This window comes from Prosthecobacter sp. SYSU 5D2 (genome assembly GCF_039655865.1).
GTDB lineage: Bacteria > Verrucomicrobiota > Verrucomicrobiia > Verrucomicrobiales > Verrucomicrobiaceae > Prosthecobacter.
The window spans coordinates 255,937-268,413 of sequence record NZ_JBBYXL010000003.1; the positions used below are offsets into that span (position 1 = coordinate 255,937).

The 12,477-nt window shown below is 58.1% G+C and carries 13 protein-coding genes; 7 read left to right on the plus strand and 6 right to left on the minus strand.

From position 1 onward, the window contains the following. Positions 1-76: 76 nt before the first annotated feature. Entirely contained in the window at positions 77-619 is a 543-nt protein-coding gene (locus WJU23_RS06110; RefSeq protein ID WP_346331655.1) for a glutathione peroxidase, read from the plus strand. Between the two features lie 72 nt (positions 620-691). Here WJU23_RS06110 and WJU23_RS06115 read toward each other — a convergent pair whose 3' ends face one another. Further along, positions 692-946, minus strand: a complete 255-nt coding sequence (locus tag WJU23_RS06115; protein WP_346331656.1) for a hypothetical protein — start codon at positions 944-946, stop codon at positions 692-694. 161 nt (positions 947-1,107) lie between these two features. Here WJU23_RS06115 and WJU23_RS06120 point away from each other — a divergent pair, with 161 nt between their 5' ends. Then, positions 1,108-2,169: a hypothetical protein gene (locus WJU23_RS06120; RefSeq protein WP_346331657.1), complete on the plus strand. Its 1,062-nt coding sequence runs from the start codon at positions 1,108-1,110 to the stop codon at positions 2,167-2,169. 82 nt (positions 2,170-2,251) lie between these two features. Here WJU23_RS06120 and WJU23_RS06125 read toward each other — a convergent pair whose 3' ends face one another. The 5 genes from WJU23_RS06125 to WJU23_RS06145 all read right to left on the minus strand — a co-directional run bounded on the left by WJU23_RS06125 (position 2,252) and on the right by WJU23_RS06145 (position 7,919). Next, entirely contained in the window at positions 2,252-2,869 is a 618-nt protein-coding gene (locus WJU23_RS06125) for an SET domain-containing protein-lysine N-methyltransferase (RefSeq protein WP_346331658.1), read from the minus strand. 77 nt (positions 2,870-2,946) lie between these two features. Next, positions 2,947-3,822, minus strand: a complete 876-nt coding sequence (locus WJU23_RS06130; protein WP_346331659.1) for a ferredoxin family protein — start codon at positions 3,820-3,822, stop codon at positions 2,947-2,949. 25 nt (positions 3,823-3,847) lie between these two features. After that, the gene (locus WJU23_RS06135; RefSeq protein WP_346331660.1) at positions 3,848-4,207 is read right to left on the minus strand and encodes a hypothetical protein; all 360 of its coding nucleotides are present in this window, start codon (positions 4,205-4,207) and stop codon (positions 3,848-3,850) included. A 103-nt stretch (positions 4,208-4,310) separates the two neighbouring features. Continuing rightward, positions 4,311-6,476, minus strand: a complete 2,166-nt coding sequence (locus WJU23_RS06140; protein WP_346331661.1) for a TonB-dependent receptor — start codon at positions 6,474-6,476, stop codon at positions 4,311-4,313. Positions 6,477-6,635: 159 nt separating this feature from the next. Then, entirely contained in the window at positions 6,636-7,919 is a 1,284-nt protein-coding gene (locus tag WJU23_RS06145) for a Gfo/Idh/MocA family oxidoreductase (protein WP_346331662.1), read from the minus strand. A gap of 309 nt (positions 7,920-8,228) precedes the next feature. Here WJU23_RS06145 and WJU23_RS06150 point away from each other — a divergent pair, with 309 nt between their 5' ends. From WJU23_RS06150 to WJU23_RS06170, 5 genes are all read left to right on the plus strand, one after another. Then, positions 8,229-8,633, plus strand: coding sequence for a prepilin-type N-terminal cleavage/methylation domain-containing protein (locus WJU23_RS06150; RefSeq protein WP_346331663.1), 405 nt, complete (start codon positions 8,229-8,231; stop codon positions 8,631-8,633). A 121-nt stretch (positions 8,634-8,754) separates the two neighbouring features. Next, the gene (locus WJU23_RS06155) at positions 8,755-9,231 is read left to right on the plus strand and encodes a type II secretion system protein (protein ID WP_346331664.1); all 477 of its coding nucleotides are present in this window, start codon (positions 8,755-8,757) and stop codon (positions 9,229-9,231) included. Positions 9,232-9,249: 18 nt separating this feature from the next. Next, on the plus strand, positions 9,250-9,666 hold the full coding sequence (locus WJU23_RS06160; RefSeq protein ID WP_346331665.1) for a type II secretion system protein: 417 nt from the start codon (positions 9,250-9,252) through the stop codon (positions 9,664-9,666). A gap of 9 nt (positions 9,667-9,675) precedes the next feature. Next, entirely contained in the window at positions 9,676-10,293 is a 618-nt protein-coding gene (locus tag WJU23_RS06165; protein ID WP_346331666.1) for a prepilin-type N-terminal cleavage/methylation domain-containing protein, read from the plus strand. Between the two features lie 131 nt (positions 10,294-10,424). Further along, positions 10,425-12,476, plus strand: coding sequence for a GspE/PulE family protein (locus WJU23_RS06170; protein WP_346331667.1), 2,052 nt, complete (start codon positions 10,425-10,427; stop codon positions 12,474-12,476). The last annotated feature ends 1 nt before the right edge of the window (position 12,477 follow it).

Here is a 12,477-nt window from a genome sequence, read left to right on the forward strand (position 1 = left end):
CCGCCCTCCGGCATTCTCATAGGCAATTCGTCTTTGGCGTGAAACCCTGCCGCCATGGCAGACGTTCTGTCAGCCCATGAAAGTTTTATCCACGCTTCTCGCTCTCGCCGCCTGTGTCACCACAGCCACCGCCGCCACCCTTTACGATGTCCCTCTCAAAGACATTGACGGCAAGGAAACCACACTCAAACCTTACAAAGGCAAGGTGATGCTCATCGTCAACGTCGCCTCCAAGTGCGGCAACACCAAGCAGTACAAAGAGCTCCAGGCCCTCCATCAGGAGTTTGAAAAAGAAGGCCTGGCCGTGCTCGGTTTTCCCAGCAACGACTTCGGCGGACAGGAACCCGGCACCAATAAGCAGATCAAAGAATTCTGCTCCACCAAGTACAATGTCAGCTTCCCCATGTTCGACAAAGTGGTGGTCAAAGGAGAGAGCAAGCACCCGCTTTACCAGGAGCTCAGCGGCAAAGAATCCCCCTTCCCTGGCGATGTGAAGTGGAACTTCGGCAAGTTCCTGGTGGGTCGCGATGGCAAAATCATCGCCCGCTTTGAGCCTAAAACCAAGCCTGACGACATCAAGGTGACCACGGCCATCAAAGAAGCACTGGCCAAGAAGTAAGCTGGAACACAGAAAAAGGGCGCACGGCCAATGCGGCGGTGCGCCCACGAAGCCCGGCCATCCGGTCACACATCAGGCCCCAAAAGGGAAGACCGGGTTATGAGGTCTGCTGGATGACGACCTCCGGTAAGTACCAGAAGGACCCCTGCCGACACGATCCCGGTCATAACGGTCACGGTCATTATCCCGGCGGTCCCGGTCATGATCGTGGCCACGATGATTATAGCCGCCTCTGTTATTGTTGTAAGGCCCGCCCGCTGGCGTGACATAGCAGGAGGTCAAAAAAAGCGCCGGCACCAGGGCCAGCAGTAAGGTGGTTGTTTTCATGAGAAGAGTAAACCGGTTGCTCTGTAACCTTCGTTTGCCACAGACTTGTTGGACTCATTGCATTCTGTTGTATTCACTGATTCCCTCCAGACGTAGAAAGGGACGGGCCGCAGCTTTCGTTTGACTGCTCCCCGGTCCGACCTCTTTTCTCTCCCACCATCATGACCCCCGAAGAAGCCCAAGCCCAACTCGACCAGCAAGTCCGTGAAACCATCCAGTGGCATTTCAGCCCCGAAACCGGCTGCCCTTTCTGGCTTGACTGGGCCAAAAAGAACTTTGACCCCCGCGACAGCGTCAACAGCTTTGCCGACCTGATCGCCAAGTTCGACCACTTCCAGGACGAAAACCTCCGCGATCTCCAGCCTGAAGTCTGGGTGCCTGCAGCTTTCAAAGGCAAGCCTTTCAATATCTTCGAAACCGGCGGCACCACCGGCATGCCCAAGCAGCGCATTGGCTGGAACGACTACAAGACCGATTACGAAGAGTTCAGCGGCAAGATCAGCGACGACCACTTCCCGCCTGGCGGTGCCTGGCTCATGGTCGGCCCCACCGGCCCGCGCCGCCTGCGCCTGGCCATTGAACACCTGGCCAATTTCCGTGGCAGTTCCTGCTACTTCATTGACCTGGATCCCCGCTTCGTGAAAAAGCTGATCTCCAACAAGCAGTTCGATGTCGCCCGCCAGTACATGGACCACGTGGTGGACCAGGCCACGCTCATTCTGAAAAACCGCAAGGTCACCGGCCTCTTCACCACGCCAAAACTTCTGGAAGCCCTGGCTGAAAAAGTGGACCTCTATGATGCCGGCATCCGCGGTGCCTTCGTCGGCGGCACCACCATGACCCCGCAATACGTGCGCTTCATGATTGAGGAAGTGCTGGAAGGCCGCATCGGCTTTTACCCCACCTATGGTAACACCCTCATGGGCCTGGCCGCAAGCGTGCCGATCACGGCCGAAGACCAGTTCTCCGTCACCTATTATGCACCCCAGCCCCGCGCCGTGCTGCGTGTGGTGGACCCGAAAAACACCTCCGCCGTGGTGGACTATGACTCCTGGGGCCGGGTGGAACTGACCACCCTCACCAAGGAGTTCTTCATGCCCCGCTTTCTGGAGCGTGATGAAGCCATGCGCCGCCGCCCGCGTGCCCCTTATGCCTGGGATGGCGTGGCCGATGTGCGCCCCTTCGGTGCCATGGAGAAGACCATCGTCGAAGGCGTGTATTAAGTCAGTGGCCGCGCTCGCCAGAGCGTGGTTCCCCGCCGAAACTCGGGTTCCCATCATTCCACCAAATCAGGCCGAGGGCACTTCAGCCCTTGGCCTTTTTTGCGGCTTTTCTCTGCGCGGGCACTGGCTCGGATACATCCAGTTCCTCCAGCTCCTGTTTAAGCTCAGCCGCACGCGCCTCCAGCGCCGCCAGTTTCTCCTTCTTGGCCTCACGTGCTTTCAAGATGCGCCGCAGCTTCGGCCACAGCTCTTCATCCAGGATGTAGCCAATGCATCTCGGCTTGCCGCAGCGGCAGGGATGGTCTTCCCAGGTATCCATGCCGAAGCCGTAATTGAAAGACAGCTCCTCCCCGGCAGGGATGTCGTGCTTGGCATAAATCCAGATGCGCCCCCGGCTGATGAAGGCCTCGCAGTTAGGCTCACAGGAGTGATTGATCAACCGGGCGGTGTTGGAGGCAGTGCTGCCGTCCAGGTCATGGGTCTTGTTCAGCGTGAAGATATACACCGCCGCCCCCCCCGTCTTCGCGGCGCGCGCGGCCAGCGCATTGCCGCGCCGCTCGCTCTCCGCCTTGGTGATCTTCTCACCCGTGTATTCAATGATGGGTGTTCCTTTGGGGATGTCCGCCCTGGCGAAGATGCCGCGCTGATGAATGGCGGAGCGGCGGACGATCCACCATTTTTGAGGAGTAGTTTCGGGCATGGCGTTGTTTGCAGCGGATGTGATGCCGATGCCACCAGGAAAGTCAAGCCAGGCTCATTAAGCCCCAGCTAAACAATTTATGACGCAGCACCTGCCCCTGGCTGCGCCGCCAAGGCCGCCGCAGCGCGTGCTTTGGCCACTTCGGATTTGCGCAGAATCTCATCCGGGCTGGGCAGGGAGGCCAGCACATCCATAGGGATGAAGCCGTCGTTCACCAGTTTGGTGAGGCATTTTTTTCGCTCATCCAGCGCCTTGTCCGGACTGCGCTCCTTACTGAACCGGCTCTTGGCGGCCGCACTGCGGTCCTTCAGTGCTGAGTAGATGTCGCCGCCGAGGAGGGAGGAAATGTCCACTTTCATCTTTTCACGGCCATGATCCGCAGCACTCACGTCATCGCCATTGATCGGCCCGGCCTGATACTTGGGAAACATGATGGCCACCTCCGGGCACACACGGGAGCAGGCCGGGCAGTTGGTCTTGCAGTTGTCATTATTCTGCACCTGGATCTTGTTCTCCTCGCTCACGCCATAAACATCGAAGAGGCAGAAACTCAGGCACTGCATGCAGTTGGTGCAGCGGGAGTAGTCAATCACCGGGAACCATGGCTTCCATTTGCCCGGCTCGTTCATCGGCTTTTCACCGCGCGTCTTGTCCACCAGCGCCACGATGCTTTCCGCATCCAGATCCGTGATGTCCCGCGCCTCGATCTTCACACGCCCCGTCACATCCTCCAGCGCCGGAGCCTGGCGCTCAGGAAAAGACCCCAGCAGCAGCAGCGTATGGTCATCCTGCGGAGGCGAGGTCTGCGTACCCGTGGCCGTGACCCGCGCCACGGCATAGCCCTTGTCCAAAAGCGCCGTCATCACCTTCAACCTCGCCTCGGCGGGCAAAGCGATGGCACCTTTTCCCTCATACAGGACGACTTTTAGCGGACGGGCAGTGTGGGTGATCATAACGTCAGAATTTCAGATTAAAGCATCAGGCATTCGCAACCGCAGGCGCGGCCTCATCTTCCGTGCGCAGCATCTGCTGGGCGATTTCATCCGCCGTCAGGCTGCGCATGTTCAGGATTTCCGTCCCTTCTGGCAACGGAGCCCCCGCCTGTTGAAACAGACCGGTGACCGCGCGTGGATAACAGGCCGCAATGCGCAGTTTCCCGCACTGCGCCAGCTCCTGCAGCCGGGGATCCCGGTGTGCCGTCATCTCACAGAGGTCGGAGACGGTTTCAAAACTGGCCCCGGAATCACATAACTGCTGTAGCACGGCATTCTTTACCCCGGATGGAACAACCTGGGCGTAGGCGCAGCGGCAATAGAGGAGGGTCGGGGTCTCAGGCATCTTAAGGGGGGACAAAGGTAACGCAGGAAATCGCAGAATATAGCCTTCATTCTTGCCCATTTGCACCCGGTCCCGCAACCCTCCATTCATCCAGGCCTCCGGTTTAAAACCGGATCGTCGCCCCGGCCACCAGGCCAAAGCCCGGTTCATTGCTCCCGGACCCGGCGTAGCGATATTCTTCATCCAGCAGGTTTTCCAGGGCCAGCGTCACGCCAATGTTTTCGGTGATCTGCCAGCCGCCACGCAGGGTGACGATGTTAAAGCTCGGATTGCCATCCGCAGGCACCCGCTGAGTGTCGCGTTTGTCGCCGGAAGTCAGATTGTCATACTGGGAGTGCGACAGGCTAACCAGCTCCGCCCAGACCCGGCGGTTGCTGCTGTTCCAGCGGATGCCTGCACGGCCCATCCAGGGCACCACACGGCTGGCGGGTTCACGGCGCACCGTGGGGTCATTGGCGCGCGGAAACTGGTCCACCTCCCCTTCCGTCCAGGTCACGTGGCCAAAGACAGACCAGTTGTCGTTGAAGCGGACTTCACCCGCCAGTTCAACGCCGTGGATGAACCCTTCCCCTGCATTGGACTTGATCGCCGCATTTCCCCCGATGGGACGCCGGATGATCATGTCATCAATCTGGGTGTAGAAATAGCTCAGGCTGCCGCTGAAGTGCCGGGTGTCCGCCTTCAGCCCCATTTCATAATTAATGAACTGCTCAGGATCGAGGCCCGGAGAGGGCAGTTCCGTCTCGCCACTCAGGGCAGTGTCCAGGCGTGAAAGATCAGACAGGTTGGGCGCACGGAACCCTTGGGAAACACCGGCAAAAACCTTGAACTGGTCCTTCGTATCCAGATCCACCACGATACGGCCACTGGCGGAGAAGTTGCTCCAGCTGTCGTCGTATGAATCCACCCTCTGCGGTGTGGATGGGTCTGCGTAGCGGCCTATGTCAGCCGCAGCATACGTTTGCCGTGCACCCAGGAAGAGGTGAAAGCGTGAGCCCAGATCAACCTCGTAGTTCAGATAGGCCCCGAGGAGATCATAGCTGGAGTCATCGCCCACGGGTCCTTGGACACCGATGGAGTTCAGCGTGCCATTCACATTATATCGCTGGCTGCCGCTGCTGACGTCATCCCGATAGTAGTCCACCCCATAGAGGAATCGCCCCAAGGGGGTCTGGCTTTCGAACTGCAGATCGAAGCCAAGCGTCCGCAGCTCGACCTGAGAATAGTCAGTCCGGTTGGTGCGGATGCGGTGTTCATACTCATTGGCACTCTGCAGGGAGACGGTGAAACTCGCGGCATCAATAAAGCCCAGGAGATTGTCCAGATCCTGCCCTTCCAGGCGGACATAGGAAAGACTGCGCTCCTGGTCATAGGCACGCTTGAGATCTGTCCCCACCGTAGTGCCATGCCAGGACACGCCTTTGACGGTCTGGTGAGTGCGCCAGGCATCATTCTGGCGGAGCTGCTGGTGGACGGCGGTGAGGGTCCAGTTGGCATCCAGGGCGACATCCAGGCGCATATCATAGGCCCACTCATCATACCCCGTTTCCGGCTGGTCACCCAGGCCGGCAGCGTGCACATCGCCAAAGGATTTCAGGCTGGCCCCCAGATGCAGCCCCCAGCGGCCGCCTTCACCAAACTGGAACTCCTGACGCCCGATGTTGCTCTCCTCAGCGGTGGCGCCGCGGTAGGCGCTCAGCCCATGGAAGAAGAAACCCGCAGCTTCATCACGGAAGCCGGAGCTTTTGGTGAAGAGGTTCAGCGTGCCGCCGATGGCATCGCTCCCGTAAAGCACAGACCCCTGCCCCGGCACCAGTTCAATGCGGTCAATGGCATAGGAATCAATCGTGTTCCAATATTGGTTAGGCCCCTCCCTGAACGTGGAGTTGTTAAAACGGATGCCGTCAATGAGGGCCAGGTTGCGGAAGCCGGTGAAACCGCGGATGTAAGGAGACCCCTGGGCATTGGCCGTTTTTTGCACATGCACACCCGGCAGTTCCTTCAATGCCTCCGGCAGGGTGCGCACCTGCCGCTCTTGAAGTTCCACCCGGCTAAGCTGGCGGACCTGGGACGGCACCTTGATGGCTTCCGTCGCACTGCGTGTTGCCGTCACGACCACCTCTGGCAGGACGGGCGGGTCATTGTTTTGTGATGCAGCGTTTTCAGCTCCAAGTGGCAGCGAGGGGGCGGCTGGAGCCGGTTCTGCTGCCTGCAAATGCAGAAGTCCGGCAAGAAGCAAAAGCGAGGTTGCAAAAAATGTCTTTTCCATAGGGCGGGAGGCTTTCAAAAAATGAAATCCTCCTGCCCTTGTCACCCTTCTCCAGACTCTTTTCCCGCCCCAAAAAAGACCTTGGACAAATGTTGGCCGCTCATGTGCCTCAAGGAACCCTTTTGAAGCATCAGACGCTGCCCCAAAGCCTGTCAGCCATTACAGCGGACGGTCGTAGATCTTTTCAAACACCGCATCCACACCGTCGGCGAAGCGGTTTGGGTCCACAATGGTGATGCCATCATCACCGAAGCGTGCCGTCACTGTGGCTCCCTTCCCTTCGTTCAGATACTTAAAGTTCAGATCACGCACTTTCGCCGCCGCATCCACCAGGGCACAAGTGATGCGCGCTTCTTCCGCAGTCGGATAAAGTTCCGCCACCGCATCGCGGCTCTCACCCGCAAACTTGATCCGGCTGATCGCCACCAGGCCGACGGTGAGGCTGTCCACGCCATAACCGATGTAGCCCTTGCTGCCGTCCGGGCGGGTCACATCACGGGTGAAGTGGTTGTTGCTCGTCCGGGAGCCGCCGCCCTGGTTCCACCAGCGGAAGCCGCGGTACTGCTGGTCGCTTTCCACCTTACCATCGGCTCCCACGATCTCATGGCCCTGGTTCACCGGGCCTTCAAAGTCCGCCGGCGTGATCCAGTTGTTGTTGAAGCAGATGCTCATGCCGTTTTCAAAGTCCACCCGCACCTGCACCGCATCATAAGCATTGATGCCGTCGCGGATCAGACGCTTCTTCTGCCCAACAGCGGTCAGGCTCACAGGCTTGGATTTATAATAGGACCAGATCAGGTCCGTCCAGTGCGGGCCCACATAGCTGAAAGGATCGGAGGACTCCACCCACTTAAACGTGCTCGTGCTCACCTCCAGCGGCTCTTCCAGATAGGCGGTGCCATAAAGCGGCTCGCCAATGCGGTTTTGGATGTCATCACGGATGCGCAGATGATCCGGGTCATAGCGCTTGTGCATGTCCACCGCCACCACGCAGTTCTTCTCCTTCGCCGCCGCGATGATCTCATCGGATTCCTGGATGCTCAGGCACATCGGCTTCTCCGTCAGCACATGCACTCCCTTGGCCAGCGCGGCCAGGATCGGCTGCGTATGCAGATGGTCCGGGGTGGCTACCGCCAGCACATCCAGATCTGGAAAGTCCCGCAAGATATCGTCCCAGGGAGCATCGCCAAAGTACGCCTTGGGTTCATGCCCCGTCCATTCTTTAAAGGCCGCCGCCGATTTATGCGCCGATTTCTCAGACCGGGTGGCCACCGCCACCAGGTCAAATTTCACTGGAGCCAGATCACGCGCATGCTTGTCCAGTCCCACCCGCGCCAGCTGCCCGGCGATGCCGAAGCGTTGCAAATCAGCGTAAGCACGTAAATGGACATCTCCGCCGAACATACCGGCACCGACGAGGGCAATCTGAATGGTTGGTTGCATCCGGCAGAGTCAAAGCAGGCAAAGGCTCTCTGCAAGAGAGGACCTCAGTATCGAAATGACCAACATCCGCGCTCGGGTGACCCTCCCCAGAAGGCATTCTGCCTGACTCAAGCCTTAAAATCGGACTCTGAATGTCACAATTGGGTCATTTATCATAAAAAATGTCAGCAATTTGTGAAAAATATAAAAATTCAGATTGCCGAGTTTTTATGAATGAATTATAAATACCATATTCCAAGCGCGAATTTCTCCGGAAGTTCAGATGGAAGACAACGAAATCCAACAGCCCAAACAAGAAACAACAGCACTATGAAAAACGTCAATCTGAAATCCTCCCTCAAGGCTGGCTTCTCCCTCGTGGAAATGCTCGTCGTGATCGCCATCATCGGCATCATCGCCGCAATCGCCATCCCGAACATCGGTTCCATCAACGACAGCGCCAAGCAGGCCACCGCCCAGCGTAACGCCCAGTCCGTTGCTTCGATCATGAACGCCGCCATCGCTGCCGGTTATGACCCTTCCAGCCTCACCACCCCAGCCAGCGTCGTCAGCGCCGCTGTCACCGGTGTTGAGCCGCCTAGCGGCCCCTTCAAAGGCAAGAAGTTCATCGTCCCAAACATCTCTGCTGAAGACCAGACCGCCGCTGCCGTGTACCTCGAGTACAATGACGCAGACAAGGCAGTTCTCTACAAGGCTGACGCTCTGGCGGAATAAAGAATCCTGCCGCCCCCGCGTTTGCCCGGGAGACAGTGTATTCCTGAATACCTGACTCCCAGTTAAGCAATCCAGATCCGTCGGGGATTCGATTCCCCGGCGGATTTTTTTAGCCTCCTCTATGAAATTCAGGTCTTCCCACTCCCGGAATATCGGCTTCACTCTTGTGGAAGCTATATTTACCATCGCTATTATTGGCATCATGGCATCTCTTGCGATCAGTGCCATTTCAAATGGAGCCCGGGATTCCTTTCGCATTGTCGCCCGGCAACAGCAGGCTGCGGTGCAAGAAGCCCTCAATGCCTGGGTGATGTCGCAATCGCGAGTCACCGTCAACGGAGTAGAAACCGCCCAGGTGCAATCCCTGGAATCCATCCGCAACACTTACAATTCCCTTAAAGTCACCTCTGCCCGCTTTGATAAAATCAAACAAGCAGGCTTCCTGGATCCAGCCACCATCGAACATTTTGATGTGTATAGCAAAGACCAGGGAACTGACCGTCTCAAAACAGCAGCTCTGGAAGGTTCCAGACAATATCTGTCCATGCCCGACTGGCAGCCCAATGCCGAACCACGTGTGGAATTGATTGATGAATAATCCCCTGCCCTTCTTCTCATGACCACCTGCCTTTCAACTCATGTGAACCGCACCTGGAAAAAGCTCTGGGGCGGTTTTTCTTTGGTGGAGATGATGGCCTGCGTTTCCATCATCGGCATCATTGCCTTCATGGCCATTCCGTCCATTACCCGGATGAGGTCGGATGGTGAGCGCAATCTGGCCATCACCCGGGCTGAAGCCCTCAACCTCGCCCAGTCCACTTTCATTCAGGTCAAGGGCCGCACTGAGGCGGCCGCGCTCTGGAACAGCGCCAATAATGAAGCCCGCTATAACATGCTCCGGGACTACATGAGCTATGCCGAGCCCAGCCTGACCCAATACCTGCCTTCCGGTTACACGCTGACTTTTTCTCCCAATATCACCTCCATGCAGAAAGCTGCTTTAAACGGACCCTCCGGCAAAATCGCCTACTGAGGAAAAATCATGAGTCAATCTGGGAACATCGCAGGCCAGAGTCTGGCTGCCCCCTCGCTCTTTGTCAATGGAGCCGGGCAGGCGGTCATGCCCTTCTACAGGCTTTCGCGTGTTTCCAAGGGCGGACAAGAAATGCCCCGCCGTCATTCTTATGATGCCAGAGGCTTCTCAGTAACCGAACTGGTCATCACGATCGCCATTCTTGGGGTCCTCGCTGGAGTCGTCATTGTCAGCATGACCGGCACCTTTGGCGCCAGCCAGGAGACCCTGGCCAAAGCCCGTGTGGAAATGCTGAACTCCGCCCTCCACCGCTGGGCCATGGCCTACCCGGAGATGTATTTCCCGGCCAGTGCAGGCAGTATCAATGACGAGCTGTATGTCCTGCGGGCGCTCCAGTTCCGGGACCCGGATGAGAACAAGGCCGCTATCGGATCCCCCTTCATGCCGCCGGAATACAACCCGCGCGATTCGTCCTCCACGGAGGATTACCGTATCCGTTGGAACGGCCGCATCTTTGAACTGCTGCGCCCCGGCCAGCAGGGCACCGGCCTGCTCATGGTCTTTGATGCTTCTGACATCACAGATCCGGTCACCTTTGCTGAGGATTACAAACCTGGCAGTTTCTAACTGCTGCGCCGCCTATGTCTGCCCATCTTCTAACACCGCAAGAACCAGCTTCCCAATCCTTTGGAGAAGCAAGTAATCTGACTAGCACGACAATCGACGCCAGGCTGGCAGCGATCATCTCCATCGAAGGCATGGCTCTGCAGCACAATATGCTGCCGGTGAACCTGCTGCGGGAGAGCTGCTCTCCGGAAGCCGAGCGCATCGTCAGAAAACTCGGCCGCGTCCCCTATGTGGCGGACCCCTGGCTGCCGGTCACCATGGTCGGCCCACTTCTGGTGATGGCCCACCACAACCCGCGCGCAGGGGATACCTGGGGCGTGCCAGGCTTCCTGACCCTGCGCATCCTCATCACCCCGGAGCAGTATCAGAAGACCCGGAAAGACCTCGTTCAGCGCTTCGGCCAGCTCCCCATTGCGCAACAAAACGCCCTGGAAAATGTCCAGCCGCCCCGCTTTCCAGAGCTTGGTCTGGAAGGCACTTTTGAATGGCTGCTGGAGCATTATCCTTTTGATCCGGCGGAGGTGACGAAGATGCGCGGCTTTTACGAAAGCCAGAAGGAAAAAACCGCCACGCTTGAGGCCTCCCACTTCAACTCCATTCAGCGGAACCTTGGCCCCGCCCTTCAATACATGGTCAGCGGCGGCCGCAGCCTTTGCTTTGCCGCCAGTGAAGCACAGCGCCAGACCTTTTTCCCGCTCCCTCTGCTGGAGCGCCACACGGTTTATCCCCTGTACATCGGCAAAAACGCCGTGTTCCTGCTCTCCGAACACACGGATTGTTATTCCTTTGAAGATGAGTGGCTGTCCATGGGAAATGCCGCCGTCAAGATCATCCCCGTGCTGGCTGATCCTGCAGCCATCCGCGATGCCATCAACCGGGCAGGCGCCACCTTTGATCCCAGCGGCGTGGTCAAGATGGACAAGACCACTCTCACCGCCTCCGTCACGGGGAATGAGAACGTTGTGGACATCATGGCCGAGGACATGGCCCGCATCAATCCGTCCAACCCCAACCACACCGCAGAAGAGCTCGTCCAGTGGGCGCTCTTCACCGCCATCCGCTGCCGCGCCTCAGATCTTCACCTGGAGAAGTTTTACAACCTCGCCCGGTTCCGTGCGCGCATGGACGGCAACATGAAAACGATCCTGACGGCACCGGAAACCCAGCTTAACCGCTTCGTTGCCCTGCTGAAAAACTATGCCGGCATGAACCAGAACCGGCAGGAATGCCAGGATGGCCGCTTCGGCCTCAGCATCGGCCGCCGCCGGGTGGACGTGCGTGTTGCAGCCGTTCCCACACGCCGGGAATTTCAAAAGGTCATCATGCGCTTTTTGGACAAGCAGGACGGCGTCAAACGGCTGGCCGATTTCAACCTCGGTCAACGCCAGATTGACATCCTCACCCGCACCATGACGCGTGACCAGGGCCTCATTCTCGTCACCGGTCCCACCGGATCCGGTAAAACCACCACCCTCTACGCCCTCCTCAACAGCGTCAATGATGACAGTGTCAACATCCAGACGATTGAGGACCCCATCGAATACGAAGTGGAAGGCATCAACCAGACCCAGACTAACTCCCATGTCGGACTGGACTTTGCCAACGGCCTCCGCTCCCTCCTCCGTGCTGACCCGGACATCATCCTCATCGGTGAATCACGGGATGCCGAGACTGCCAATGCAGCGGTCAATGCCGCCCTCACCGGCCACCTTGTTCTCACCACCCTCCACGCCAATGACAGTCTGCGGGCGGTCTCACGGCTCATGAGCATGGGTGTGGAAAAATACCTGCTTGCAGATTCACTGGCCCTTTCCCAGGCCCAGCGCCTTGTGCGCCGCCTCTGCACATTTTGCAAACGTCCGATGGCCGTCCCCCCGGATGTCCAGGATCTGCTGGCCAAGCAAAACGTCATCACCCATCCTCTCACCCAGCCCATTTACAGCCCTGTCGGCTGCCAGGAATGCCATGGAACAGGTTATTCGGGCCGGGTCGCCCTCATGGAACTTTGTGAAATCAGCACTGAGCTGCGCGACCTCATTGAAGAGGCTGCTCCCATGTCCGCCATGCGCTCATGTGCTTTCAAACACGGTTTTTTCTCCCTTTATCAAGAAGGTCTCATGCAGGTCATCGCCGGCAATACCAGCCTGGATGAGATCAAATGCCTGGCCTACACCGCCGCCTGAC